This is a genomic window from Streptomyces sp. NPDC033165, from assembly GCF_055577965.1.
On record NZ_JBVIPK010000014.1, the window covers coordinates 150143 to 176467 of the forward strand.

The window sequence follows — 26325 nt, forward strand, 5'->3', positions numbered from 1 at the left end:
CGGGTCGGCCCCCTCCCCGCGAGCGCCGCCCCGCCGTGCGTACGATCTGCGGATGACAACCGGGAAGCGGAAGACGACGAGGGCGGCGAGGGCGCGGCGCGAAAGGCGGATGCGCATCGTGGCCTGCGCGGGGTGGGCGACGTCCGCTCTGTTGCTTCTGGGAGCCTTCGCGTACACCTCCGTCCTCGCCACCGTGCGCGTGGGGCTCGTCGGGGAGCACCGGCACGTCCGCGTCGAGACCTGCGAGGAGCGCAGCAACTCCCGGGCCGCGGGCAACCACTTCCGGTGTGTGGTCCGGTCTGCGGAGGCACGGGACACCGGGAGGAAGCCGGACTCCTGGACCGTGCGTTTCGAGAGCAGGCCGGGTCGCACCGCCGATGTGGCCCGGGCGCCTTGGGGGGAATGGGTCCGGTTGGAGCACGGCCCCCTCGAATGGGCGACGAGCTTCCTCTTCCCTGTGCTCCCGCTCCTGGGCGCGGGCCTCTTCGCCGCTGCCGCCGTACGAGCTGTGCGCCCGTCGGAGTTCTGAGCCGCCGGAGTGCTGAGCCGGGTGCCGGAAACCCACCGTCGGGGCCCGGCCTGAACGTCGGCGCCCCGTGGTACGTACCCCTGGGTGACGTCACCGAAGTTCGGTTCGGGACAACGACGAAGGGAATGCCGCGATGAGCGCAGCGCAGGAGCGCCGGATCCTCCTCGAACGCCGCACCGTCGTCGCAGCGGTGGGAGCGGCCGGAGCGGCTGTCGTCCTCACCGCGTGCGGCGGATCGGACGGGGCGGGGGGTTCCGGCGGATCGGAGGGCTCGGACTCCGTCGAGCAGCAGCCTGGGAGCGGAGACGGCGGCAACGGCGGGGAGATCCTCGCCGCCGCCTCGGACATTCCGGAGGGCGGCGGGGTGGTCTTCGCCGCGCAGAAGGTCGTGGTGACGCAGCCGCAGCCCGGTGAGTTCAAGGCGTTCTCGTCCACGTGCACCCACCAGGGGTGCGCGGTCAAGGACGTCTCGGGCGGCACGATCACCTGCCCCTGCCACAACTCCACGTTCGACGCCGCCACGGGCAGCCCGACCGGCGGTCCCGCCACCCAGCCGCTGCCCGCCCGCCGGATCACGGTGGAGGGCGACTCGATCAGGCTGGCGTAGCGGCCCCCGCTCTGCGGGGCCGCTTCCAGCCGCCCAGGACCGCGTCCGTGGTGGTGACGGTGGCGACCAGAGCGAGGGTGTTACGGATCATGGCGGGGGTGTACTCGGCGGGCACCCCCGCGATGGCGTCGGACGGGACGACGGCGGTGTAGCCGAGGTTGACCGCGTCGAAGACGGCGTTGGGAACGGCCACGTTGGCCGAGACGCCGGTCACGATCAGCGTGCGGCAGCCGAGGTTGCGCAGCAGCGGGTCGACGTCGGTCCCGGCGAGTGGCGAGAGGCCGTGCAGCCTGCGGACGACGAGGTCCTCGTCGGCCACCTCGATGGGCGGCGCGACGCGGACGGCGGTGGTGCCGGAGTGCTGCTGGACCGGCAGCCGGGCGGCGGCGCGGAAGAGGCGGGCGTTGTGGCTGGCCCCGCGACCGTCGGGGCGGCTCTCGGCGACCGCGTGCATCACCTGGACCCCGCTGTCGTGGGCGGCGGCGACGAGCCGGGCGATGTTCGCGAGGGCGCCCGATGAGCGGGCCGCCGCGGCGAGTTCGGGCAGGGCGCTGTCCGGCCCCACCACGCCCTGCTGGCACTCGACGGTCAGCAGGACGGTCGTGGCCGGGTCGAGCAGTGCGGTGAGCCGCTCCCGCGCTTCCCTCGACGCTTCCCTCGGCGGCACGGCGCTCTCCTCTGTCTGCCGCCCGGCGAGGCGGACTTCTGCGGGCGGACCGGGCGCGCGAGAGTACCGGCCATTGCCTCACGGCGGAAGAGCCTCCATGATTTCTGACACTCAGTCAGATAAACATAGGACCAGAGGAGGGTGACCATGACCGACACCCAGCGACGAGGCCGCCGGATCAGGATGACCACCGGGGAGCGGGACGCGTACCTCGCCGAGCAGCGCACCTGCCGGGTCGCCACGCTCGGTTCCGACGGCGCTCCGCACGTCGGCGCGCTGTGGTTCGTCTGGGACGGCGGCTCGCTCTGGCTGTACTCCATCACCCGCAGCCTGCGCTGGTCCCAGCTGCGCAAGGATCCGAGGATCGCCGTGGTCGTCGACGACGGCGAGGGGTACGAGGAACTGCGCGGAGTGGAGCTGGCCGGCCGGGCGGAGTTCGTGGGCGAGGCCCCGCGCACGGGCGAGCCGTGCCCCGAACTCGACGTACCGGAACGGCTGTTCCCCGCGAAGTACTTCGGCATGGCGGAGATGCCGCACGACGGGCGGCACGCCTGGCTGCGGCTCACTCCGGAGACGGTGACCTCCTGGGACTTCCGCAAGCTCGCCGGTCTCGCCTGACGGCCGCACCGCCCGCCACCGGTCGACCGGCGTCGCGGCCGGTCACTCCCCCGCGGCCCCGGCCGCCACACCCGCGCCCGCCGCCCGCAGCGCCGCCACCGCCGCACGGATCGACGGGCGGCGGTCGGCATCGGTGCGCCACACCGCGTGGACGTGCCGCCGCACGCTCTGCCGCACCGGCACCAGGCGCACCCCGTCGGGGACCGGCCCCCGCCCCAGCCGGGGAGTCACGCATACGCCGAATCCGGCGGCGATCAGAGCGAGTTGGGTGTGGTGTTCACCGGCCAGGTGGGCGATGCGCGGTTCGATGCCCCGGGAGCGCAGGGTGAACATCAGCCACTCGTAACAGAATTCACCCTCGGGCCAGGACACCCACTCGTCGTCCGCGAAGTCCTCCAGCTCCACCTCGGCCCGGTCGGCCAGCTGATGCCCGGCCGGCATGGCGATGTCGGGTGCGTCGTCGAGCAGTTCGACCTTGGTGAGACCGCCGGGCACGGGCAGCCGCTTGTTGCTCCAGTCGAGGACGACGGCCACGTCGGCATCGCCCCGGAGGACCGCGAGGATGCCCTGCTCCGGCTCCAGCTCCCAGGTGCGGACGGTGAGGTCGGGGTGGTCCGCCCGCAGGGTGGTGAGCGCGGCGGGGAACAGTCCGCGGGCCGCGGTGGGGAAGGCGCTGATCCTGACCTCGCCGATGACCTCGCCCCGTTGGGCCTCGATGTCGGCCTGGGCCAACTCGACCTGGGACAGGATCCGCGCGGCGTGGCCGGCCAGCAGACGGCCCGCGTCGGTGAGGCGGACCCCCCGGCCGTTCTTGGCCAGCAACTGCTGGCCCACCTCGCGTTCCAGCTTGGCCATCTGCTGCGAGACCGCCGACGTCGTGACGTGCAGCCCGTCGGCCGCCCGGCTCACCGATCCGTGCCGGGCGAGGGCATCCAGCGTCCGCAGCCGCTCAAGATTCAACACGTGAGCGATGCTAAGGGCTGTCCCGTCATCCTGGTGGGTCAGCGCGCGGCGTCGGATGCGGTGCACCGCAAGGCGGAGGGACGTCCGCATACTCGCTGTATGCGGACGTTCCGACAACGCGGCGAGGTGCCGTTGCTGTCGTCGTGCGCCCGCCAGGGATGACAGGACAGCTCTTGGGGCCTGTCGGCGGGCTGCCGTCGTTGCCCGAAGGGCGGGCGGCGTCCGGTGCGTGTGATCGCAAGGCGCCGGAGAGTCCTTGCAGCAGGGCCGCCAGGGCTTTTCGGCTACGTCGCCCGCTGGTCCACCAGGGATTCGGGACAGCCACGAGGAGGTCAGATTGTGGGCTTTCACCCGTAACTGACCGGCCGCGCCGGGCCCGCCGCGGCCGCCACCGCGTCCGCCAGCGGCCCGATGTCCGCCGCGGTCAGCGGGGAGACGGTGAGCCGAACCGCCTGGGGCGCGTCCATCCGGAAGCGGGCCCCCGGGGCCGCGGCCCAGCCGGCGTGGAGCAGCCGGGTCACCGCCCCGGTCTCGTCGCTGACCGGCACCCACACGTTCATGCCGCTGCGGCCGTACGCGGTCACCCCGCGCTCCGCCAGCGCACGCACGAGCGCCTCCCGGCGGTCGCCGTAGGACCGGGCGACCGCCCGGGCGTCGACGGCGTCCGAGGTCCACAGATGGAGCACGGCGCGTTGCAGCAGCCGGCTGACCCAGCCGGGGCCCAGCCGCTGGCGCCCCGCGACCCGGTCGACCGTGAGGGCGTCCCCGGTGAGCACGGCCACCCGCAGGTCCGGGCCGTACGCCTTGGCCACCGACCGGACGAACGCCCAGTGGTCCGTGACGCCCGCCAGCGGATGGAGCGGCAGGTCGACGATGGCGTGGCCGTGGTCGTCCTCGATCAGCAGCACGTCCGGGTGGCGGGCGAGGACCGCCCGCAGTTCCCGGGCCCGCCCCGCGTCCAGCGACGCGCCGGTCGGGTTCTGCGCCCGGTCGGTGACGACGAGCGCCCGCGCCCCGGCCCGCAGCGCCCGCTCCACATCCGCGGCGAGTGGACCTGCGTCGTCCACGCCGACCGGCACGGCGCGCAGCCCGAGCGCCGGTACGAGGTCGAGGACGCTGCCCCACCCGGGGTCCTCCACCGCCACCGCGTCGCCCGGCCTGAGGTGCGCCGCAAGGACCCGCTCGATCGCGTCGAGGGCCCCGGACATCACGGCCAGCGGCCCGGCGGGCACCCCGTCGGCATCCAGCGCGGCGCGCGCGTACGCGGCGAACTCCGGGACCACCGCGGCCTGCCCGTACAGCCCGTGGGACTCCTCGTCGGCGGCGGCCGCGACCGCGAACGCCGGGCCGAGGCCGGGCAGGAGCGCCGGATCGGGGTTGCCCTTACCCAGGTCCCGGACGCCCGGCGGCGCCTCGATCCGCAGGGAGCCGCGTGAGGTGCTGGCGGGGGCGGACCGCACCCGGCTCCCCCGGCGGCCCGCCGTCTCGATCACCCCGCGCTCGCGCAGCGTCCGGTAGGCGGCCGCCACGGTGTTCGGGTTGACCTCCAGCCGGGCCGCCAACTCCCTCAGGGGAGGCAGCACATGACCCGGCGGAAGGTCCCCGGACCCGACCCCGCGCTCCACACTGGCGGCAATCTCGGATGCGCGCCGCCCACTGATCCGATAATCTCCTAGCACAAACAACATTATGCACTAGTGCAATAGGAGTCCGCAATGCAGCACACCGCGACGCCCGACCGTACGGGCTCCGGAACCGCCGCGTCCTACGTCCCCACCGACCGGACTGTTCCCACCCGCGCCAAGCAACGCGCCTCCTACGACCGCGAGCTGGTCCACTCGATCCTCGACGAGACCTACCTCTGCCATCTGGGGTTCCTGCGCGACGGCGCGCCGGTCGTGCTGCCGACGCTCTACGGCCGGATCGGCGAGCGACTGTACGTCCACGGCTCGACGGGCTCGCGGCCACTGCGGTCGGCGAAGAGCACCGATCCGGGCCTGCCGGTGTGCCTGACCGTCACCCATGTCGACGCCCTGGTGCTGGCCCGGTCGGCCTTCCACCACTCGATCAACTACCGCTCGGTGGTGGTCCACGGCAACGCCGTGACGGTCACCGACCCCGAGGAGCGGCGGCTCGCCCTGGACGCGATCGTGGACCAGGTCGTGCCGGGCCGCTCCCGGGACTCCCGCCCGGCCGACGCCAAGGAGCTCGCCGCGACGGCGGTGATCCGGCTGGATCTCGACGAGGTGTCCGCGAAGGTCCGCACCGGCGGCCCCAACGACGAGCCCGAGGACCTCGGCCTCCCCCACTGGACCGGCATCGTGCCGCTCACCCGGGGATACGCGGAGCCGGTCCCGGCCGACGACCTGGACCCGGCCATCGGCATACCGGACTACCTGTCCGCACTGTAGGGCCGCACGGGCCGCCACACCGCTACACGGCCACGGCCTCCCTCCGGCGGGTGGCCGAGGCCGTGCGCGCCTCGGCCAGGGCCAGTCCGGCCACGGCGGTCAGCAGGAGCAGCGTGCCGACGACCGTGGCCGCCGTCAGCCGCTCCCGCAGGACGGTCACCGCGATGACGGCCGCGCTCACCGGTTCCAGGAGCATGATCACGGAGACGGTCGCCGAGCGGACGGCGGCGGCGCCCGCGAAGTACAGGGCATAGGCGAGCGCCGTTGGGACCGCCGCCACGTAGACCAGCAGCCACAGCACCTGCCCGGTCTCGGCGGTGTGCGGTACGAGGCCTTCGGCCAGTGCCATGGGCAGCAGGCCCACCGCTCCGATGCCGAACGCCCACGCGCTGGTGGTCAGCGCGTCACCGCCGCCGCCGTCCCGCCCGAGCCACCGGGTGAGCAGGGTGATCGCCGCGTACCCGGAGGCCGACAGCAGCGCGAGCAGCACCCCGGCGGGCACCACGTCACCGCCCTCGCCGCCCAGGACGAGCACGACGAGACCGGCCAGCGCACCGGCCACGGCGGCCAGGCCGCCCGCGCCGAGGCGTTCGCCCAGCAGCAGCCGGGCACCGAGGGCGATCAGGACGGGCCCGGCGCCGAGCGTGACGACGGTCCCGACGGCGAGCCCGGTGGCCTCGACGGCCGCGAAGTACGCGCTCTGGAACAGGGTGAGACCGACGCCGGTGCCGATGATGCGCAGCAGACGGCGACGCCGGGGTTCGGGCTGCCGGGGTACGCGGCGGGGACGCAGCGCGAGCGCCCCGGCGAGCAGGACGAGGCCGCCCGCGCAGCGCCAGAAGGACAGGGCGAGGGGGCCGAGATCGCTGACCCGGAAGATCAGCGACGCGGCCGCACCGGCGGTGCCCCAGGCGACTCCGGCGACGACGAGGTACACCAGGCTCCGCCCGACGGGCAGCCCGGATTCAGAGGTGGGCATGTGACTTCTCCACAGAGGACTCCTCCCAAGGAGGACAGGGTGGTGGTCGCTGGGCTCCGCACGCGGGCAGCGACGTACCGCTCGGGGAGTGCCCGAGCCCGGTCTTCGTCAGGAGAGGCCGCGCGCGCTAGGCGACAGGCGGCGGCAGCACAGTCAGATGCATGATCGTCACACTAGTGCGTGCTCCGTCCGGCGGACAACTCCTTCTCGGCGGCACCGGCCACGGCGCCTGTCCCCGCGCCCACGCCCTCGGCGACGGGACCCGACGGGGGCTTCGGCGCGGACGACTGGGCGATGAACGCACCGGCCAGCACCACGAACCCGCCGATGAGCTGGGGCGCGGAGAGGTGCTCGCCGAGCAGTACCCAGGCGAGCCCGGTCGCGATGACCGCTTCCAGACAGGCGACGACCCCGGCCACCTGCGGCGAGAGCAGCCGGACGGAGACGACCCCGGTGCCGTACGCGACCACGGTGGCCACCAGCACGATCCAGCCGATCAGCGCCCAGGCGGGAACCTCGTTGCCGTTCATTCCGGCGCTCCCGCCGAGGAGCGACCAGTCCATGCCCCAGGGGCGTGCGACGACGGTGAGGACGACCGTACCGACGATCAGTCCGTACGCGATGACGCCGACGGGATGGGGAGGCTCGGCGCGCCCGCCGTCACCGCCCTCGCCGGATCCCCTGCGGTCGTCCTGCCGCCCGCCGTGGTCCGAGAGCACGAAGTAGCCGACCTGGCAGCAGGCCGCGCCCAGGGCGAGGAGCAGCCCGAGGAGGTCGAAGCCGAGCCCGGCCCACACCTCGACGACACACGCGAGGCCGCCGACCGCCAGCACCACCCCGACCGCGGCGGCCCGGGTGACCGGCCTGCGCTGGACGAAGCGGACCCAGCCGAGGACCAGCGCGGGCGCCAGATACTCGACCAGCAGCGCCACCCCGACCGGGATGCGGGAGATCGAGGCGAAGTAGAAGGCCTGGACCCCGGCCACCGCGAACAGCCCGAACCCGGCCAGCAGGGCGGGACGTTCACGTACGAGACTCCGGTGGCGCCAGGCGACCGGCAGCATGATGAGAGCGGCCCCGGCGACCCGTAGCCACACCACGTGGAGCGGGTCGAGCCCGGCTTCGATCAGCGGTTTGGCCGCCACTCCCGAACCGCCGAACGCGAAGGCCGAAACGAGGGCGAGCCCCAGGCCGGCACCCCTGCCCTGAAACCCCGAAGATCCCGAAGACGCGTGCATCGGCACATCATGACAGCAGTCGACAGGACCGTCACCCCGGTGACGCCTGTCGAGACGGCACGCCGTCCGACAGGCCGAGGACCACCCGTCACACCGTGCGCGACGCCCCGTCCGTACGCCGCGCCGCGCGGCCCGCCAGCCGGGCGGCGTCCACGCCCGCACGGGCCAGCACCTCCACCGCACGGCACTCGGCGTCGCCGGCCAGGGCGGCGAGGAGGTCGAGGCCGGCGGCGCGCGGCGCGCCGCGCAGCCCGGCTCGGTGCAGCGCGCCCTCCATCGCGGTGTGGGCCGAGGGGGACCACCCCGCGGCGGCCGGGTCCCGTACCACCGGGACAGCGCCCGAGTCCTCGACCGATCCCTGCCAGCGGAGCCCGTAACCAATGCTGCGCTGGACGAGATAGCCGAGGACCCTGGCCAGTTGCGGGCCTCCGTCGAACGCCTCGCGGACCTCGGGGTCGGCCTCGATCAGCGAGTGCAGGAGGTGGGCGGTGTCGATCTGCCGGTCCCCGTCGCGCAGCGCACGCCTGCGCGCGCCCGTGACCACCGATGCCAGTTCCACGGTGAGGCGGGCGTCGAGGTCTGCGGGGTTCGGTGCGGGCTGTTCAGGAATCCGCGGCGTCCGGTTTTGCACCTCTCCACCCCATCAGTCCGGAGACAGAGGGGCATCCCCGGAGCGACCCATTCACGCCTCCCACCGGAGTTGGGCACAGTGGAGCGACCCCTCATCCTTGTGGATGAGATCGTGCCGCGGCGCACAACCATGGCGCTGCGGGGGCGCGCGCCTCCTTGCCTTGTGCGCCCCCTGGGCAACCGCCGACCCCCGCGGGTACGTCCCTCAGGCCGAGCGCGCACGACGGGGGCAGGAGGGGAGGAACAGGTGTTCTGGCTGGTCGCACTGCTCGCCCAGGACGGACTGCAGTACGTCTACCGGGTGTACGCACCGGACGACGCCCTGCCCGCCGACCTGTTCTGGGCCGCCTTCCACTGCCACGACGAGGGCCCGCACCCGCGCGCATCGGACCGCTTCGACGCGGCGGCGATCTGGCAGAGCCGCCAGCCCCAACAGACCTGACAGTTCATCAGTATTGAATGTTGCCGCCGCCGCCGCTACGTTCCGCGACACCGTAACCGGACGAACCAGGGGTGGTCGCATGGCAGAGGTCAGCGCCGAGGCGCACATCGAGGCACCCGCCGAGAAGATCTGGGACCGGCTGACGGACTTCTCGTCGTACGGCGAGTGGAACGCCACCCACACCAGCTTCCCCAAGGGCGGCCCGGCCGAACTGGAGCTCGCGGCCACCTACGAGGAGAACATGAAGCTCATGGGCTTCCCCGCCGAGGTGACCTGGACGGTCGACGAGCTGGAGGCGGGCCGCCTGCTGGCGACGCGGGGCAAGGGCCCGATGGGGGTCAACCTGGCCATGCGGTACACCCTGACACCCGACGGGGGCGCCACGACGGTACGCATCGAGGGGGAGTTCACCGGCGCGGCGGTCTCACTCATGGGCGGCAAGCTCAAGGACTCCGCCACGGCGGCGCTCCAGGAGTCACTGCGCAAGCTCGGCGACCTCGTCACACCGTGACGGCGACCGCCTCCGGCACCCGGCAGGGGCCCCGCGGAATCGCATCCGCGGGGCCCCTGCGCGTACACCACCGCCGGGCGAGCCCGACTCGGCGCCAAGGGCTGCCGCAATCCCTGACGGGACAGCCCTTAGTCGGCGAGGATCAGGTAGAGCTTCTTGCGGGCGTCGTTGATGACGGTCAGCGCCTTCTGCCGCTGGTCGGCCGAGCCGGTCTTCCAGACCTGGCCGAACGCCTCCATCAGCCCGAACCCGGCCTGCCGGATCTCGTTGACACCTTCCCAGTCGACACCGCGCCCGGCCTCCTCCCAGGGAGCGTCGGGGCCGGACTCGGCCTCCTCCCGCCCGGAGCCGGTGAGCGTGAACAGCTTCTTGCCGCCCTCGCTGGCGCTGACGATCAGCCCCTCGTCCTCCAGCAGCTGGAGCGTCGGATAGACAGAGCCGGGACTCGGCCGCCAGGCCCCTCCGCTGCGCTCGCCGATCTCCTGGATCATCTCGTAGCCGTGCATCGAGCGGTCCTTCAGCAGAGCCAGGATCGACGCCCGCACGTCACCGCGCCGCGCCCTCCCCCGGCCACCGCCCCGACCGCGTCCGCCGCCGAAGGGCCCACCACCGAAGGGCGGTCCGAACGGCCCGAAAGCGGCCCGCCGCCCGTCGGCTTCGCCTCGACCGCGATGACCGGGCCCGCAGTGCCCCGGTCCGTGCTCATGCCCGTGTCCGTGTGAACGCATCGCTACGCTCCTTCCATCGTTGATCTGTCGCGATGCGTCAACGATATATCGGAAGCTATCGCCTGACAAGGCGCTGCTACGGGGTGCGCGATGACGCGTGACAGCGATCTTGGGGTAGTTGTCACTGAAGCCGAGTCGACGCTGGTTCGTGTCAGTGAAGATGGACTACCACTCTGTTTGTGACACCGAAGATGGGTCACTCGTTTGCTTTGCCTTCGGTTGTGCAGACCATCCTCGGGACAGCCGGTAGCACGTGCGTGAGCACCAACGCCGGTCCATGCCGTCTGTGCGGCGTTCGAATGGCTTCTGGCACTGTGCGCAGATCAGCGGGTTGAAGAAGGTGGCTGGGTCGTGGCCGTGGGATGCCCATGTGCGGCATCGGCGGCTGCACCAGCGCCGATATGGGTCTGCCGGTGCCTTTCTCGCCATCGGGCTTCCGCAGAATGCGCATGTCCCTGAGGGCAGGGGAAGTCCGTAGTCCTCGATCATCCAGTCCCAGCGGGTGACCTGGTCTTTGCACTTGTTCGAGCAGGTGCGTTCAGAGGTCGGCAAGTTGGACGGCAGGGGCTTCTCGCAGGCGTCACAGATGGGGGGTTCGCCCTCCTTGGAGGCGCCCTTCTTACGGCGTTGGCGTTCGATGTAGGCCGCTCGTCGGCAGGCGGAAGAGCAGTAGCGGTAGCGCTGTGCGAACTGGACCTTCATGGGTTGCTGGCAGATCCGGCAGGGCTCCATGAGTTGTGATCTGACGACTCGGGCAGTGCGGCATTGAGTGGAGCAGTAGCGGGGCAGGTTGCCGTACGACCGGTTGAGCTGGAACGGAGACTCGCACTCTTTGCACCTGATTGTGTCGAGGGTCTTCCGTAGCTGGTCGGCGTCGCGGCCGGTGATGGCGGCGAGCCGTTCCCACGAGGTGCCGCCGCGGACTCCCGGCGTTCTTGCGATGAACCGACGCAGGTAGGTGGGCGGGAGGCAGTTGGCGCGGGCGAGGCGGCCGATGAAGGCGGAGGAGCCTTCACCGGCGATCGGCCGGACCTGGAAGGGAAGTCTCGCGACCGGTTGCCCGCCCGTGCCGAGTTGTGTCACGTGCTCGCGTCCGTGTCCGGGCTGCCGGGGCGTTTGCGGTGGGAGGCGATGTCCAGGTCGACGGCCAGGAGACCAGCTTTGGTGATCTTTTCAGTGCCGGTGAGGATGGCGTCGACGGCAGCTCCGCGGAGCTGATGGGACAGCGAGCCGATCATGCCGCTGGTGCGGGTGTGGAGGAAGCGGTCCAGGCGGGACAGGGTGCGGCGCTTGTGCTGGTGCAGGAGAAGGGTGGCTTCCATCTGCGCGACCAGGGCTTTCCATTCCGCGTTGTAGGGGAAGGGATGGGTGGCGACCGAGGTGAAGCGGGCGGCGATCTGGTCGCCGCGGGTGCCGGACAGCAGGCCGCTTTCCTCGATGTCGATGCCCGCGTAGGCGAAGGTCGCGGGGATGCGCTCGGAGAAGTACTTGAGTGTGTCGGACGCTTCGGCTCCCGTGCGGGTGTGCAAAGAGATGTTGTGGATCTCGTCGACCAGGATGAGGCCGGTGCGGGCCTTGGTGCAGACGCCGACGACGGCTTCGGTGAGGTCGGTGATGTTGGAGGTTCGCAGGACGGGAAGGCCGAGGAAGCGGGCGAACTCGGCGGCGATCATTCGAGGGGTCGCTGCGGGTGGGACGGTGATGTAGATGACCGGTATGCGTTCGTCCTGGCCAGGGTGACGGCGGCGGTCCTGGAGTTCATGGGCCAGGCCGAGTTGAGTCAAAGCGATCGTCTTGCCGGTGTTGGCCGGCCCACTGACGATCAGGCCGCGGCGGGCGCTGACGGCACCGCGGTTGAGGATGATCAGTCGGCGGCCGCAGGTGACGGTGTGCCGGACGGTGGAGGTGGCGACGACCTGCAGACGAGCGTGGTGGTTGAGTCTGTCCTCGTCGTAGTCGTACTTCTCTTCTTTGCTCAGGGAGTCGTATTCGGCCTGCGTCAGCATGGCCATCGCCTCGCCGGTCGCCGTTGCGGCGAACTCGCGCCAGCCGGGCAAGGTCGTCAGGTAACGGCCGAGATCGTCGTCCGGCGGCGTGCTCACGGTCGTCTCCAGGGATCTTCAAGCGGGTCGAAAAGTCCCAGCGGGATCACTTCGGCCAGCGCTTCCTCGTCCTCCTCCGGTACTTCCGGTGAAGGCTCGTTCTCCGGCTCCAAAGGCGATGGTGCCGCTTCCGTCGGCGGTGCCGTGGCCTTGGTGCGGGCAGCGACACGACGGTCGTCCCTGGCCTGCTTGGACTTGCGGCCCTTCTTCGGGGCCTGCCGGTCGGGACCGGCGTGGGCGCGGGTCATCAGTGCCGCGACCGCCTCGGCAAGTTCTTCCTCGGTGGCCTTGGGCAGTTGGTGGCTGACGTGGTCCCAGGCCAGGTCACCGAAGGGGACCGGAGCCCGGTTCAGGTACTTCCAGGTCGCCTGAACCCATTCGCCATCTCCCCGGTGGTTGCGTACCCAGACGCGGGAGACGTCGTAGGGGTCGCGGTGGACCTCCCAGAGTCCGCGTTTGGCGGTGACGCCGGAGCTCCGCCGACGCATCGGCCCGAGCTCAGGGGCGTCGTAGGTGCGGTTGTTGATCCTGATGCCGTAGGCATTGACGGCCCGCCAGGCCGCGGGCAGCAGCTCGATGTAGTCCTGGCCGCCGAGCGCGACCGGAACATAGCCGGACGCCTCCACCAGTGCCGCGTACTTCTGGTTGGGCGTGAACAGTTTGCCGGGGTGATCAGGGTCGCGCAGTCCGTCGTGAGGGCGGTTCTGCCAGTGCGCGACGATCCATTCGTCGAGCAGGTCCTGGAGTTCGGGCAGCGACCACAGATTCTCGCGCTCCGGGTGCCGGCCGCGGTGATCGGTGTTGCGTCCGGTGTGCCCCGGCAGGAATTGCGTAAACAGCGTCGCGACGGAGCCCAGCATCTTCTCGATGTGGCCCTTCTCGAAAGGCGCACCCTTGTGCGTGGGCTGGAAATCGATCTCCAGAAACCGGCAGGAGGCCCGGAAGTTGTGCGAGACGAACACCTTGCCGTGGTCGCAGACGATCATCTCGGGAACGATCACCGGCTTGGCCGCAGCGTGCTCCAGACGTTCGTCCAGGGACAGCAGACGACGGTGCGGCAGCACCGACCTCGACATCTTCAGCACGTCCACCCAGCCCGGCCGCATCAGCTCCGGGGTGACCGTGCGGGCCAGCAGCACGCTGGCGTCCACCGACTTCGTCGAGGGCCGCAGCACCGCGGCCGACAGTGTCCTGGTCGCGACATCGATCATGCCGGTCAGCTCGACCTTGCCCACGACACCGTTGTCGAGGCGGACCATCACGTCCATGGGGGTGGAGTCGATCTGCATGACCTCCCCCGGTGCCGTCACCGTCAGCTCCCCGAAGGGTGCACCGGCCCCGTGGGCCTTCGACCGGCGGGTGACCGCGGACCCCGTCGTGTGGGTGCCCTCGGTGAGCTTCGCCAGCAGTCGGTAGAGCGTCCGTTTTGTCGGCAGCTCGACCGTCTCGCCATCGGCCTCGCGGAGAATCTCGCCGGTCCGCCAGATCAGATAGGCCCCGTTGCGGGTCGAGGTGTCGGCGGCCTCGCCGATCGCCTGACGCATCGCGTCGACAACGGCATCGGGGACCGAGCCGAACTCCCTGCGCTTGCGGACCGGGCGCAGATCGACCAGCCCCACCAGGCCCTTCTCCTGGTAGCGGCGACGCCAGTTGCCGACAGTCTTCGCCGCGACGCGGTGGCCGACAGCCACCAGTTCCTCCGCCTTGACCCGCTCACGAGAGGTCATGGAGGTTCCGGGCCCGTAGCCGGGCCGCGGAGGAGAGCCCGGCTCGGCATCCGGCGAGAGCCCGTGCACGACCTCAAGAATGTGCTTCTCCCACCACAGAGCCTGTTTCACTGCCTCGGGCGGGAACGTCTCCAGCAACCCGACCGGAGGCAGCGGCATCCGCTCGGGCTGGAACAGGACCTCGAAGTCCGCCGCCTCGAACAACTCGATCAAGGCGACCACCCGATGCGGCGCTTCCGCGTCCTCCAGCACCGCCACCTGGGGTGTGACCCCGAGAACCGCCCTCACCTGGCCGTCGAACTGAACCCTCTGACCGACCGCAAGAGCCGACGGCCGCTTCAGCCTGCCCATTCACTTCCTTCCGTCCAGACGAGACTGGTCCTCTCCATCAGCCCGCCCACCAAGTCCGTTCCCAACACGCCGGACCACAGCAGATGGAAGAGCACCGGCAACACCTGCAGCCGGTCGCCCACTAGCCCGGCCCCTTCCCACAAGCTCTTCGGGTCACGGAAGACCTCCGCAAGCCGGTCCGCCACCCACTCGGGCCGACCACATCGGGCTCGCCGGAAACGGGCCAGCCAGCGGACATTCGCCATGAACACCGGATCGGGCCGGCCCGCCCACTCGAACTCCCAGCCCACCGCCCGGCAGGCGTCCTCGGTCGCAGCGAAGGCATCGCACGTGACTTCGTCCAACTCGTCCTCGGCACGAACGTCAACAAGCCGCCCTCGCCCGTCGGCCAGCCGGACGAAGTAGTCCGGAACGTGACGTCGCCTCCTCGTCCCGTCGCGCCAGTGCAGCCAGAAGGGCTGTGACGCGACGGCCACCACCTCTGGGGCCCGGTCCAACAGGACCAGCCGATCACGCTCCAGCCACGACTCGTACCCCACGTGATCCCGTGCGGTCACCGAGTAGTACCAGCCCGCAAACCCCCGAGCCTCCTTACGCCAGCTGAACTCGCGTACAGGCCCAGCCGCCTCGAACCGCGTGTCCCAACACGCACCCAACGGCAGCCGACGCCGAACCCCATCAACCTGGAAGTCCAGCTCAAAAGCCGTCAGCGCAGCCTGATCGAACGCACGGGCAGGAGCCCCCACTACATCCCCTACCTGGCATGACTCGAACCGATCCAACTTCGATGTCACAAAGTAGCGTTGCCCCAACTTCGATGACAACTCACCCAACATCGCTGTCACAGGTCACGCGACGATCACGCCGCCAGACATGGACCGCCCCACCGCCGGGCCTGAAGCGACTCACAGCACCGCGAGCCCACCCGGCCGACGCCCCGGTCGGTACCTCCGGCCCCGATCGGGCGGCCGGGTGGACGAAGAAGCGGTACTCGTCGGCGAGACCCGCCGCGATCAGCGTGTGGGCCAGGGTGATGCTGCCGGGTGAGCACGATGCCCTGGCCGCCCTCCTCGCCCTTGAGGCGGCTCGCTTCCTCGACCGGGTCGCCCGGCAGCACCGCCGAGTTCCGCCACCCGGGGTCGGTGAGAGTGCCGGAGACGACGTACTTGCTCACCCGGTCGAGGTAGGCCGTGATGCCCGTGGCGACCTCGGTCCGCTGCGGCCAGTAGCCGCGGAAGTCCTCGAACGTCCGGGGGCCGAGGAGCAGCGCGTCGGAGCGGTGGCCCTGTCGGTGGATCTCCTCCAGGACGTCGCTCAGGTCGACGCCCGCCTGCCCCGGAGGGGCGAACCAGTCAGTGATCATCTCGACCGAGCCGTCGAGGGTCACGTTCTGGGTGATCGCGAGGGTACGCATGGTGCTCTCCCGTCCTGACGGATGCCTGCGGTTCCTCCTCCTGATGACCGCGCCGGGCTCCAGGACTCATCGGCGTGCGGGGCCAGACACCCCGAATTGGCCTTGGCCCGTCGCCGCGCGGGCGACCTACGGTCGGCCCATGAGGATTCGTATCGTCGACGCGTTCACCGACCGCCCCTTCTCCGGCAACCCCGCGGGCGTCCTGCTGCTGGAGGCCGGCTCCTTCCCGGACGCCGAGCGCCTCCAGGAGATCGCCGCCGAGGTCAATCTGTCCGAGACGGCCTTCGCCCACCCGCTGCCGCCCGGCGGCACGGCCGACTGGGCGCTGCGCTGGTTCACCCCGGTCACCGAGGTCGACATGTGCGGCCACGCGACGCTCGCCACCGCGCATGTCCTGCGCACGACAGGGCGGGCGACCGGCCCGGTACGTTTCGCCGCGCGCTGCGGGACCCTGACCGCGACAGCGCGCCCGGACGGCGGGCTCACCCTCGACTTCCCCACCGCCCCGCTGACCGAGGAGCCGGTGCCCGCGGGGCTCGCCACCGCCCTGGGGGCCGAACCCCTCTCCGTGCACGACACCGGTCAGCACATCGGCGATCTGCTGGTGGAGCTCCGTGACGAGGCGACCGTACGGGCGCTCGCCCCGGACTTCGCCGCCCTCGTCGCCCACTCCCGGCGCGGGGTCGTCGCCACCGCGGCGGCCGACGACCCCGCCCGTGGCTACGACTACGTCTCGCGCTGCTTCTTCCCGGGCGTCGGCATCGACGAGGACCCGGTCACCGGCAGCGCCCACACCGCACTGGCCCCCTTCTGGTCGGCCCGCCTCGGCCGCGACGAACTCACCGGCCTCCAGGCCTCCGCCCGTTCGGGGCTGGTCCGTACCGCCCTGCGCGGCGAACGCACCCTGCTGACCGGGACCGCGGTCACCGTCATCGACGGCGAACTGCTGACCGCCTTCTGAGGTTTCAGGGGCGGCGCACCTCCTGCGCCGCCCCCGCTTCCTACGGCGTCGGCAGCCAGCCCACCCGGCCCGCGAGCAGCGCGTACCCGACGAACGCCCCGACATCGAGGAGCGTGTGCGCGACGACCAGCGGCCCCACCCGGCCCCAGCGCCGGTAGAGCAGCACGAAGACGACGCCCATCACCACGTTCCCGATGAACCCGCCGATGCCCTGGTAGAGGTGGTACGAGCCACGCAGTACGGAGCTGGCCACCAGCGAACGCATCGGAGTCCAGCCCAACTGGTCGAGCCTGCGCAGCAGATACCCGACGACGATGACCTCCTCCACCACCGAGTTCTCCATCGCGGAGAGGATCAGTACGGGGAACTTCCACCAGACGTCGGGCAGGGACTCCGGGACGACGGTCAGGTTGAATCCGGTGGCCCTGGCCCCGAGGTAGAAGGCCAGACCGGCGCTGCCGATCCCGGCGGCGATCAGCGTCCCGCGGCCGAGGTCGAACCAGGGCCTGGTGCGGTCGAAGCCGATGCTCCGCAGGCCCGCCCCTTCCCGGATCAGCAGGTGTGCCACCAGGGCGACCGGCACCAGGGCCGTTGCGATTCCGAACATTTGCCATGCCAGATCAAGCCATGGACGGCCCGGAGCGTACGAGCTGTTGAGCGTCGCCGCCTGGTCCTTCAACCCTCCCGGTTTCGTCAGTGATCCGACAAAACTGATGAGGGCCGACACCGCACTGGCACCCAACGAGAGCGCCAGGACCAGCACCGCCTCGGACCGCAAAATCCTTCGTGGCACGGCCTCTTGAGGAAAAGAATCAGCCACGCGGCCCGCCTCCACCCGTACACCTGCCTTCAGTTCTGCAATCGCGTCTCATCCCACCCACCATCCCGCTAGGGTCTCGAATACAGGTACGAAGATCATGCGTGACAGGCCGGGGGACGACCACCATCGCTGATGGCGTGGCCCCCCCTTTTCCTTGTTCATCCTCAAGGAGGGGCACCACCGACATGGGACGTCATAGCTTGCCCGACGGCTACGAGGTGGAGGGAGACCGGGACCGGCCCGGCGCTCGGCGCCGACGCCGTACGGTCACCATCGCCACCCTGCTCGTCCTCGCCGTGGCGACGGGAACGGCGGTCGCGGCCAAGGGCGGCCTGTGGTCGTTCTCCGAGTCCTGCGAGGACTCCGCCGTACAGCTGTCGCTGGCCGCGTCCCCGGACATCGCCCCCGCCGTACGCGCCATAGCCGAGCAGGCCCGCGCGGACGAGGTGAGATCCGACGGCCGCTGCCTCGCGGTCGAGGTGCTGACCCGCGAGTCCCACACGGTCACCGAGGCGCTCGCCGCGGGCGGCGAGGCACCCCGCTTCCAGGTCTGGCTGCCCGACTCGGACCTCTGGCTGGAGAGAGCCAAGGGAACGGGCGAGGGCACCCCCCTCTCCCCCTTCGGCTCGGTGGCCTCCTCACCGGTGACCCTGGCCATGGTCCCGTCCGCCTCCAAGAAGCTGGGCTGGCCCGAGAAGACGTACTCCTGGGCCGAGTTGGTCGCCGCCACGCTGAAGTCGGACGGGGTGCGCCTCGGCTCGGCCGATCCGGCGCGCAGCGCCACCGGCCTGCTGGCGCTCACCAGCATCGGCGCCTCGTCGGCCCAGCGGAGCGGAGAGAGCGACACCCGGGTCGCCGAGACCGCGAAGGTGCTGGCCGAGCGGATGTCGGACAGCGACGCGCGCGTACGGGAGACCCTGGCGCGGAACACGTCGGGCGCCGAGGAGGGCAACCCCAAGCGGAACCAGGCGGTACTGATCTCCGAGCAGGCGGCCTTCACCCACAACGCGGAGGCGGTCGCCGGGGGCAAGCTCGACCTCTTCTACCCCGAGGACGGCACTCCGCTGCTCGACTACCCGTACACCCTGGTCGACGAGAGCCGGCTGACCACCCCGGAGTCCCGTGCGGCCCTGCGCTTCATGACCCTGCTCAACGGCAGGGACGCCCAGGACACGTTCGCCCGGTACGGGTTCCGGACCGGCAACAGCAGCGCACAGGAGGCCCTCGTCGTCTCGGCGGGCGGCCGGTCGCCCCAGCCGTACGCCGCATCGGCCGCCGAGGCGCCGTCCACGAAGCAGCTCCAGGAGACGCTGGGGATGTGGACGATCACCGTGCAGAGCGCCCGGCTGACGACGGTCGTCGACGCCTCCGGTTCCATGGCGACGCTCGTGCCGGGGCGCGGCCAGTCCCGGATGGACGTCACCAAGGAGTCGCTGATCCAGGCGCTCGGCCAGTTCACCCAGGACGACGAGATCGGGCTGTGGGAGTTCGCCACCACGCTGGACGGCGAGAAGGACTACCGGCGGCTCATGCCGACGAGGCGTCTCGGCGACCCGGCCGCAGGCGGCGGGACCCACCGGGAGAAGCTGACGGCCGCGTTCGCCGGACTCCAGCCGGTACCGGGCGGGGCGACCGGGCTGTACGACACGACGCTGGCCTCGTACCAGGCGGCCCGGTCGACCTTCGTGAAGGGCAAGTTCAACGCCCTGGTGATCCTCACCGACGGCTCCAACCAGGACGAGCGCGGCATCTCGCGCAGCGCGCTCATCGCCGAGCTGAAGGAGCTGTCCGACCCGGAGCGCCCGGTCCCGATCATCGCCATCGCGGTGGGGCCGGACGCCGACCGCGACGAGGTCGCCGAGATCGCGCGGGTCACCGGCGGCGACGGCTACGAGGTGAGCGACCCGGCGGAGATCCAGGCGGTGATCCTTCAGGCCATCATGGCGGCGGGACAGAACGGCCGCGCGGCACAGGAGTGACGACACCCGGGACGCATCACCGCGCGACACAGGCGTGACCACGCCCAGGACGCATCACCGCGCCGCACAGGCGTGACCTCGACCGCACGCGCCCGCCCGGTCTCGCCGTCCCGAGCAGGCGTGCGGCGCGCGACGCGTCAGCCCCCTCACGGCGCCGGGAACCCCACCGGCCAGGTGTGCACCGGCTCCCCCGCGTGCATCAGCTCGGCATAGCGGCGGGTGGTGGCCGCGAGCGCCGCCTCCCTTCCGAGTCCGGCCTCCAGGGCCCGGCGGTAGGTGGCGACCTGCCAGGAGGCCCCGTTGACGCGCCGTTTGCAGCGCTCCTCGATCACGCCGAGGTAGCGGTCCCGGTCAGCGGGCTCGATGTGCCAGGCGTCCAGCCCGGCGGCGGCCAGCGGCAGCAGTTCCTCCAGTACCAGCTGTACGGCGGGGATCCTGGTCAGTCCCCCGGAGCGGCCGGAGCGGGGCCAGATCATCTCTGCCTCGATGCCGTGGCGGCAGGCCTCGGTGAAGTTCTCCTCGGCGGCCTCGAAGGGCAGTCTGCTCCAGACCGGCCGGGACTCCTCGGCGAGCGCCCGTACGAGCCCGTAATAGAGCGCGGCGTTGGCGATCACGTCGGTGACGGTCGGCCCGGCGGGCAGCACCCGGTTCTCCACCCGCAGATGGGGCACGCCGTCGGCGATCCCGTACACCGGGCGGTTCCAGCGGTAGACGGTGCCGTTGTGCAGGACCAGCTCGGCCAGCTCGGGCACCCCGCCCTCGTCGAGGACCTTCAGGGGGTCCTCCTCGCCGCAGATCGGCAGCAGCGGGGGGAAGTAGCGCAGGTTCTCCTCGAAGAGCTCGTGGGCGGAGGTGATCCAGCGTTCCCCGAACCAGGTCCGCGGCCGCACCCCCTGGTTCGCCAGCTCCGGCGGCCGTACGTCGGTGGCCTGCTGGAACAGCGGCGGCCGGGACTCCCGCCACAGCTCCTTGCCGAACAGGAAGGGGGCGTTGGCGCCGAGCGCGATCTGGACACCGGTGATCGCCTGGGCGGCGTTCCACACGTCGGCGAACCGGCCGGGCGTGACCTGGAGGTGCAGCTGCACCGAGGTGCAGGCCGATTCCGGGGCGATCGACGGCGAGGTACAGACCAATCGCTCGACGCCTTCGATATCCAGGGCGAAATCCTCCCCCCGGGCGGCCGCCATTTGGTCATTGAGCAGGGTGTAGCGGTCCACGTCCGAGAGATTCGCGGACACCACGTCGTGCTCCCCCAGGGTGGGCAGGATTCCGATCATCACGATCCCTGCGTCCACCTCCCCCGCCTTGCGGTGAGCATAGGCCAGGCCGGTCCGCAACTCCTCCGAGAGCTGATCGAATACTCGGCCGCCCAGCCGGTGCGGGACGATATTCACTTCGAGATTGAACATCCCCAGTTCGGTCTGGAAATCGCGGCTCGCGATGCGTTGGAGCACTTGCTGATTCATCATCCGGGGCATGCCGTCGGAGCCCGCGAGATTCAGCTCTATCTCCAGCCCCATCAGGTTCCGGGGACGGTCGAACCTCCGCTCCGCCAGAAGTCTGCCCAGCCCTTCCAGGCACTGGTTGAGCTTGGTGCGGTACTCCTGCCGGTCCGACAGGTCAAGGGCTCCCGCGGCGACCTTCTCCCCCATCGAGGGGTCCCTCCTCCAGTGGCGGCCCGCGGCCCAGGCCGCTCGCATCACGATCGATAATGCCCCGTGGAAGTGATCCGTAACGCCCCCGCGGGTCTTCGATACCCGATAGTCTGGTGGAGGGAGACCGCGGGCACATTCCTGCGGCATGCGACCATCGGCACTTTCGCCCGGGAAGAGCACGCCGGAAGCCGTGGTGGAAACACCGACGAGTTTCGGCCTACCGCAGGGCCGGAAGGGGTCCAGGTCGGGGCCGGGAACACCGGAGCACTTCACCAGAAATACCGCAATTCGAAGTCCGGATGGAGCCTTGCGCGAAATATCCCCGGCTGCTAGCGGAAACACTGTGTGAACACGCGTCATATAAACTCCGGTGGACGAGGCAGAGAGTTGATACGCATCGCCCGTCATCGGCCCCTTCCGGCCCGAACGCCGACAGCGCCGTCTGCACCCGCCCACGCATCACCGTGTCTCCGAAGTGAGAGGCGACCCACTATGCCGCTGCATGTCCCCTCGGCTCCCGCGCCCGCCCTGCGCAGCGTTCTCGCGGCCCTCGGTTCTCCCACCGCCGTCCGCGAAGCCCGAACGTCCGCTCTCCGGTCCGTCCAGGGACAGCTGAGCCCCGAGCTACCGCTTCCCGTCCATGTGCTGGACCGGACCACTCCCGCCCGGACAGCTCCCCTCACACGCCTCGCTGCCTGGCGCTTCCTGATCCACAGCGAGGGCCGTGCGGTCGCCGCGGCGGACACCGTGCTCACCCCCGACGGCTGGACGTTCTCGCACTTCTTCGAGGGGCCCTACCTCGCCTCGACCGAGCTGGCCGTACGGCAGGCGGAGGCGTCGGCCGCCACCCATCAGGCGCGGCTGCTGTCCATCCCGGAGCTGTACATGCTCACCCTCTGGCTGCACGGCGACCCCGAGGCCGACCCCGCGGGCGGCGTGCTCGCGCCGACGGACGTGCTGGTGCCCCTGGCGCCGGCCCCGCCGGGCATCGCCGCACACCGCCCGCACCGGGTCGCCGACCTGCTGCCGGTGATCTCGCTGCGCGTGACGCCCGGGCCTCTGCTCAGCTCGGCCTGACCGCCCCCGCCCCCGCCGCACGCCCCCGTATGGGCTGTCCCGCAATCCCTGGTGGTCAGCCCTTGGCGGCCCGCATCCGCCCCGTACGTCCGTACGGCGGAAAGGGTCACTGCGGGGGCGTCCTGCTGCCCACTCGGACTAGTCCTGTCCGGCCACCCCGAACCACCCAAAGGGACCGTGCAGTTGCGGTGAACCGTCCGCGCGGGTGATGCGTCATGGGAGGAGTACGGGAGCTGCAGCGAAATCCCTGCGGAATCACCCCCGTAGGGCAACACTGGGACCGGACCGACTGATACGGGGGCGGCCATGAACACCTCATCCAGCCGCAGGACACTCGACTCGACGCAGCGAAAGAACCCATCCATGTGCCAGCACCAGCCACCCTGCCCCACCGCCGACTCACCCGACCGGGAGGCGGCCCGCCTGACGGCCCACCACCCCGAACAGGGCTGGAGCCTTCTGTGCAACGGCGTCCTGCTCTTCGAGGACACCGGCGAACTGCTGCCCGACGGGCAGATCATCGCCCCGCACCGGCCGCTGGCAGCGGGCCGCGTGGTGAAGGCCGCCTGAGCGGTGGTACGAAGCAGGGGCCGGCCCGGAGAGATCTCCGCACCGGCCCCGACGCATGTCCGGACCTACGCCGCTCCCGGCGCACGTCCTACGACAGGCTGCCTCAGTTGTCGTACTCGTCCAGCGGCGGGCAGGAGCAGACCAGGTTCCGGTCGCCGAAGGCCCCGTCGATGCGGCGGACCGGCGGCCAGTACTTGTCGGCGGCGGACACACCGGCCGGGAAGACGGCCTCCTCGCGGCTGTAGCCGTGCTCCCAGTCACCGCCCAGCGCGCCCGCGGTGTGCGGGGCGTTGCGCAGCGGGTTGTCATCCGCGCTCCACTCGCCGGATGCGACCTTCTCGATCTCGGCGCGGATCGCGATCATGGTGTCGCAGAACCGGTCGAGCTCCGCGAGGTCCTCGCTCTCGGTCGGCTCGATCATCAGCGTGCCGGCGACCGGGAACGACATGGTCGGCGAGTGGAAACCGTAGTCGATCAGGCGCTTGGCGATGTCGTCGATGGAGACGCCGGTCGCCTTGGAGATGGGCCGCAGGTCGACGATGCACTCGTGCGCGACCAGTCCGGCCGGGCCGTTGTACAGGATCGGGAAGTGCGGCTCCAGGCGCTTGGCGATGTAGTTGGCGGCCAGCACGGCGACCTGCGTGGCGCGCTTGAGACCCTCGCCGCCCATCAGGCGCACGTACGCCCAGGAGATCGGCAGAATGCCCGCCGAGCCCCACGGGGCGGCCGAGATCGGGCCCACCCCGGTCTCCGGGCCCGCGGCGGGCTGGAGCGGGTGGTTGGGGAGGTACGGGGCGAGGTGTGCGCGGACACCGACCGGGCCGACGCCGGGGCCGCCGCCGCCGTGCGGGATGCAGAAGGTCTTGTGCAGGTTCAGGTGCGAGACGTCGCCGCCGAACTTTCCGGGCTTGGCGAGTCCGACCAGCGCGTTGAGGTTGGCGCCGTCGACGTAGACCTGGCCGCCCGCGTCGTGCACCTCGCCGCAGATGTCGGCGACGTGCTCCTCGAAGACCCCGTGGGTGGAGGGGTAGGTGATCATGAGCACGGCCAGCTCGTCGCGGTACTGCTCGATCTTGGCGCGCAGGTCCGCGATGTCGACCTCGCCGTCGTCGGCGGTCTTCACCACGACGACCTTCATGCCCGCCATGACGGCGCTGGCGGCGTTGGTGCCGTGCGCGGAGGACGGGATGAGACAGACGGTGCGCTGGTCGTCGCCGTTGGCACGGTGGTACGCCCGCACGGCCAGCAGACCCGCGAACTCGCCCTGCGAACCGGCGTTGGGCTGGATGGAGACGGCGTCGTAACCCGTGACCTCGGCGAGGCGCTCCTCCAGCTCGCGGATGAGGGTCAGGAAGCCCTGCGCCTGCTCGGCCGGGGCGAAGGGGTGCAGCGCGCCGAACTCGGGCCAGGTGATCGACTCCATCTCGGCCGTCGCGTTCAGCTTCATCGTGCAGGAGCCGAGCGGGATCATGCCCCGGTCCAGCGCGTAGTCCCGGTCGGCGAGCTTGCGCAGGTAGCGCAGCATCGCGGTCTCGGAGCGGTGCTGGTGGAAGACCGGGTGGGTCAGGATGTCGTCGGAGCGCAGCGCCCCCTCGGGCAGCGCGTCACCGACCGTGGCGTCCAGCGCCTCGATGTCGCCCTCGGTGCCGAAGGCGGCCCAGACGGCGGCGATCTGCGCCCGGGTGGTGGTCTCGTCGCAGGCGATGGAGACGTGGTCGGCGTCGACGAGCCGCAGGTTGACCCCGCGCTCCCGGGCGTCCGCGACGATCCCCGCCGCCTTGCCGGGCGCCCGCACGGTCAGGGTGTCGAAGAACGCGCCGTGGACGACGTCGACGCCGGCGCCGCGCAGGCCGTCGGCCAGGATCGCGGCGAAGCGGTGCGTGCGCCGGGCGATCGTCCGCAGCCCCTCGGGGCCGTGGTAGACGGCGTACATACCGGCCATGACGGCGAGCAGGACCTGCGCGGTGCAGATGTTGCTGGTGGCCTTCTCGCGGCGGATGTGCTGCTCGCGGGTCTGGAGGGCCAGGCGGTAGGCCTTGTTGCCGTCGGCGTCGACGGAGACGCCGACGAGGCGGCCGGGCAGGGAGCGGGCGAACTTCTCGCGGACCGCCATGAAGCCGGCGTGCGGGCCGCCGAAGCCCATCGGGACACCGAAGCGCTGGGTGGTGCCGACGGCGATGTCGGCGCCGAGGGCTCCGGGCGAGGTGAGCAGCGTCAGGGCCAGCAGGTCGGCGGCGACGGTGACGATCGCGCCGAGCTCGTGGGCCTGCTCGATGACGGGCTCGATGGCGCGGACGGCACCGGAGGCGCCCGGGTACTGGAGCAGGACGCCGAAGACGCCGCGCTCGGCGATCTCGGCGGGGATGCCGTCGCTGAGGTCGGCGACGACGACCTCGACGCCGGTGGGCTCGGCGCGGGTCTCGATCACCGCGATGGTCTGCGGCAGGGTGTCGGCGTCGACCAGGAAGACACCGTTCTTGACCTTGCCGACGCGCCGGGCGAGCGCCATTGCCTCGGCGGCCGCGGTGCCCTCGTCGAGCAGGGAGGCGCCGGAGGTGGGCAGCCCGGTCAGCTCGGCGACCATCGTCTGGAAGTTCAGCAGGGCCTCCAGGCGGCCCTGGGAGATCTCCGGCTGGTACGGCGTGTAGGCCGTGTACCACGCGGGGTTCTCCATGACGTTGCGCAGGATGACCGGCGGCGTGAAGGTGCCGTAGTAGCCGAGGCCGATCATCGGGGCGAGCACCTGGTTGCGGTCGGCCAGCGACCGGAGCTCGGCCAGGACTTCGGCCTCGGTGCGCGCCGAGGGAAGGTTCAGGGCCTCCGCGCTCTTGATCACGTCGGGCACCGCGGCGGCGGTCAGCTCGTCGAGGGAGCCGTAGCCGACCTGGGCGAGCATCTTCGCCTGGGCCTCGGCATCGGGCCCTATGTGGCGCTGCTCGAACGGAATGCCCTGCTCCAGCTGGGAGAGCGGAGTGCGACGGGGGGTCATGGTGGAGGCCTCCTGGTCTGTCACGACCTGCGAGGGGCACCACGGCGCGGGTGCCCGGACGGCCTCCCCCTCTGTCATCTCAACCTGAGAGCTTCGCCGACCCGCCCAAGGGCGCGCCGGCTTTCACCGTCGGTGAGGGTCGAGTCCGCCTGAGCCTGCGCCCGCACGGAACCGCCCTGCTTTCCAGAGTGACCTCATCCGTGCGGTACGGGGGCCTGAGAGATTCCGGGGAGGAGTTGCTCCTTCGGCGCCTCCGGATTCTTCACCGGAGGACTCTCCCGCACGGGGTCAGCAGCCAGTGCCAGCCTACCAGCGGCCATCAGCGCGGAGCTCTCAAGTGGCCGACACCACGGATCT

Annotated in this window: 24 protein-coding genes and 1 riboswitch; of the genes, 10 read left to right on the top strand and 14 right to left on the bottom strand. The window is 71.1% G+C overall.

The features are described from left to right. Positions 1–52: 52 nt before the first annotated feature. Both ACZ5WC_RS27565 and ACZ5WC_RS27570 read left to right on the top strand, forming a co-directional pair. Entirely contained in the window at positions 53–529 is a 477-nt protein-coding gene (locus ACZ5WC_RS27565) for a hypothetical protein (RefSeq protein WP_468543324.1), read from the top strand. 133 nt (positions 530–662) lie between these two features. Next, on the top strand, positions 663–1136 hold the full coding sequence (locus ACZ5WC_RS27570) for a Rieske (2Fe-2S) protein (RefSeq protein WP_468543325.1): 474 nt from the start codon (positions 663–665) through the stop codon (positions 1134–1136). Here the strand turns inward: ACZ5WC_RS27570 and ACZ5WC_RS27575 are convergent. After that, positions 1123–1803, bottom strand: a complete 681-nt coding sequence (locus ACZ5WC_RS27575; protein ID WP_468543326.1) for a cysteine hydrolase family protein — start codon at positions 1801–1803, stop codon at positions 1123–1125. The genes ACZ5WC_RS27570 and ACZ5WC_RS27575 overlap by 14 nt on opposite strands. A gap of 147 nt (positions 1804–1950) precedes the next feature. On the opposite strand from ACZ5WC_RS27575, the gene ACZ5WC_RS27580 reads away from it, so the two are divergent. After that, a complete protein-coding gene (locus ACZ5WC_RS27580) occupies positions 1951–2421 on the top strand; it encodes a pyridoxamine 5'-phosphate oxidase family protein (RefSeq protein WP_468543327.1) in 471 nt (156 codons plus the stop codon). A gap of 42 nt (positions 2422–2463) precedes the next feature. Here the strand turns inward: ACZ5WC_RS27580 and ACZ5WC_RS27585 are convergent, their stop codons facing one another. Continuing rightward, a complete protein-coding gene (locus ACZ5WC_RS27585; protein ID WP_468543328.1) occupies positions 2464–3384 on the bottom strand; it encodes a LysR family transcriptional regulator in 921 nt (306 codons plus the stop codon). A 347-nt stretch (positions 3385–3731) separates the two neighbouring features. Then, positions 3732–5063, bottom strand: a complete 1332-nt coding sequence (locus ACZ5WC_RS27590; RefSeq protein ID WP_468543329.1) for an aminotransferase class I/II-fold pyridoxal phosphate-dependent enzyme — start codon at positions 5061–5063, stop codon at positions 3732–3734. A 36-nt stretch (positions 5064–5099) separates the two neighbouring features. Here ACZ5WC_RS27590 and ACZ5WC_RS27595 point away from each other — a divergent pair, with 36 nt between their 5' ends. After that, positions 5100–5795: a pyridoxamine 5'-phosphate oxidase family protein gene (locus tag ACZ5WC_RS27595; RefSeq protein WP_468543330.1), complete on the top strand. Its 696-nt coding sequence runs from the start codon at positions 5100–5102 to the stop codon at positions 5793–5795. A 22-nt stretch (positions 5796–5817) separates the two neighbouring features. Here the strand turns inward: ACZ5WC_RS27595 and ACZ5WC_RS27600 are convergent, their stop codons facing one another. The 3 genes from ACZ5WC_RS27600 to ACZ5WC_RS27610 form a co-directional block, all read right to left on the bottom strand. Continuing rightward, positions 5818–6774, bottom strand: coding sequence for a DMT family transporter (locus ACZ5WC_RS27600; RefSeq protein WP_468543331.1), 957 nt, complete (start codon positions 6772–6774; stop codon positions 5818–5820). A 173-nt stretch (positions 6775–6947) separates the two neighbouring features. Continuing rightward, a complete protein-coding gene (locus ACZ5WC_RS27605; RefSeq protein WP_468543332.1) occupies positions 6948–8012 on the bottom strand; it encodes an EamA family transporter in 1065 nt (354 codons plus the stop codon). A gap of 88 nt (positions 8013–8100) precedes the next feature. After that, entirely contained in the window at positions 8101–8643 is a 543-nt protein-coding gene (locus tag ACZ5WC_RS27610; RefSeq protein WP_468543333.1) for a peptidase, read from the bottom strand. Between the two features lie 246 nt (positions 8644–8889). On the opposite strand from ACZ5WC_RS27610, the gene ACZ5WC_RS27615 reads away from it, so the two are divergent. Both ACZ5WC_RS27615 and ACZ5WC_RS27620 read left to right on the top strand, forming a co-directional pair. After that, on the top strand, positions 8890–9084 hold the full coding sequence (locus ACZ5WC_RS27615; RefSeq protein WP_468543334.1) for a hypothetical protein: 195 nt from the start codon (positions 8890–8892) through the stop codon (positions 9082–9084). A gap of 79 nt (positions 9085–9163) precedes the next feature. Beyond that, positions 9164–9595: a type II toxin-antitoxin system Rv0910 family toxin gene (locus ACZ5WC_RS27620; RefSeq protein WP_468543335.1), complete on the top strand. Its 432-nt coding sequence runs from the start codon at positions 9164–9166 to the stop codon at positions 9593–9595. A 128-nt stretch (positions 9596–9723) separates the two neighbouring features. Here ACZ5WC_RS27620 and ACZ5WC_RS27625 read toward each other — a convergent pair whose 3' ends face one another. From ACZ5WC_RS27625 to ACZ5WC_RS27645, 5 genes are all read right to left on the bottom strand, one after another. Further along, the gene (locus ACZ5WC_RS27625) at positions 9724–10323 is read right to left on the bottom strand and encodes a PadR family transcriptional regulator (protein ID WP_468543336.1); all 600 of its coding nucleotides are present in this window, start codon (positions 10321–10323) and stop codon (positions 9724–9726) included. A gap of 1079 nt (positions 10324–11402) precedes the next feature. After that, a complete protein-coding gene (locus tag ACZ5WC_RS27630; protein ID WP_468543337.1) occupies positions 11403–12425 on the bottom strand; it encodes a TniB family NTP-binding protein in 1023 nt (340 codons plus the stop codon). Further along, positions 12422–14503: a transposase gene (locus ACZ5WC_RS27635; RefSeq protein ID WP_468543338.1), complete on the bottom strand. Its 2082-nt coding sequence runs from the start codon at positions 14501–14503 to the stop codon at positions 12422–12424. The genes ACZ5WC_RS27630 and ACZ5WC_RS27635 overlap by 4 nt, the downstream gene beginning before the upstream one ends. Continuing rightward, positions 14491–15159, bottom strand: a complete 669-nt coding sequence (locus tag ACZ5WC_RS27640) for a TnsA-like heteromeric transposase endonuclease subunit (RefSeq protein ID WP_468543363.1) — start codon at positions 15157–15159, stop codon at positions 14491–14493. The genes ACZ5WC_RS27635 and ACZ5WC_RS27640 overlap by 13 nt, the downstream gene beginning before the upstream one ends. A 203-nt stretch (positions 15160–15362) precedes the next feature. Continuing rightward, positions 15363–15917 carry a dihydrofolate reductase family protein gene (locus tag ACZ5WC_RS27645; RefSeq protein WP_468543339.1) on the bottom strand — a complete coding sequence of 185 codons (555 nt, stop codon included), beginning with the start codon at positions 15915–15917 and terminating at the stop codon, positions 15363–15365. Between the two features lie 139 nt (positions 15918–16056). Here ACZ5WC_RS27645 and ACZ5WC_RS27650 point away from each other — a divergent pair, with 139 nt between their 5' ends. Next, a complete protein-coding gene (locus ACZ5WC_RS27650) occupies positions 16057–16878 on the top strand; it encodes a PhzF family phenazine biosynthesis protein (protein WP_468543340.1) in 822 nt (273 codons plus the stop codon). A 40-nt stretch (positions 16879–16918) separates the two neighbouring features. On the opposite strand, the gene ACZ5WC_RS27655 is transcribed toward ACZ5WC_RS27650, so the two are convergent. Further along, on the bottom strand, positions 16919–17698 hold the full coding sequence (locus ACZ5WC_RS27655) for a CPBP family intramembrane glutamic endopeptidase (protein ID WP_468543341.1): 780 nt from the start codon (positions 17696–17698) through the stop codon (positions 16919–16921). 185 nt (positions 17699–17883) lie between these two features. On the opposite strand from ACZ5WC_RS27655, the gene ACZ5WC_RS27660 reads away from it, so the two are divergent. Further along, positions 17884–19677, top strand: coding sequence for a substrate-binding and VWA domain-containing protein (locus ACZ5WC_RS27660; RefSeq protein ID WP_468543342.1), 1794 nt, complete (start codon positions 17884–17886; stop codon positions 19675–19677). A gap of 146 nt (positions 19678–19823) precedes the next feature. Here ACZ5WC_RS27660 and ACZ5WC_RS27665 read toward each other — a convergent pair whose 3' ends face one another. Continuing rightward, entirely contained in the window at positions 19824–21329 is a 1506-nt protein-coding gene (locus tag ACZ5WC_RS27665; protein WP_311118686.1) for a glutamate-cysteine ligase family protein, read from the bottom strand. Positions 21330–21824: 495 nt separating this feature from the next. Here ACZ5WC_RS27665 and ACZ5WC_RS27670 point away from each other — a divergent pair, with 495 nt between their 5' ends. Beyond that, a complete protein-coding gene (locus ACZ5WC_RS27670; RefSeq protein ID WP_468543343.1) occupies positions 21825–22409 on the top strand; it encodes a hypothetical protein in 585 nt (194 codons plus the stop codon). Between the two features lie 363 nt (positions 22410–22772). Continuing rightward, complete coding sequence (locus ACZ5WC_RS27675; RefSeq protein WP_007452228.1) at positions 22773–22979, top strand: DUF5999 family protein; 207 nt, start codon at positions 22773–22775, stop codon at positions 22977–22979. Positions 22980–23082: 103 nt separating this feature from the next. Here ACZ5WC_RS27675 and gcvP read toward each other — a convergent pair whose 3' ends face one another. After that, complete coding sequence (gene gcvP / locus ACZ5WC_RS27680) at positions 23083–25968, bottom strand: aminomethyl-transferring glycine dehydrogenase (RefSeq protein WP_468543344.1); 2886 nt, start codon at positions 25966–25968, stop codon at positions 23083–23085. Positions 25969–26161: 193 nt separating this feature from the next. Beyond that, a riboswitch (glycine riboswitch) is annotated at positions 26162–26259 on the bottom strand. Positions 26260–26325 lie beyond the last annotated feature (66 nt).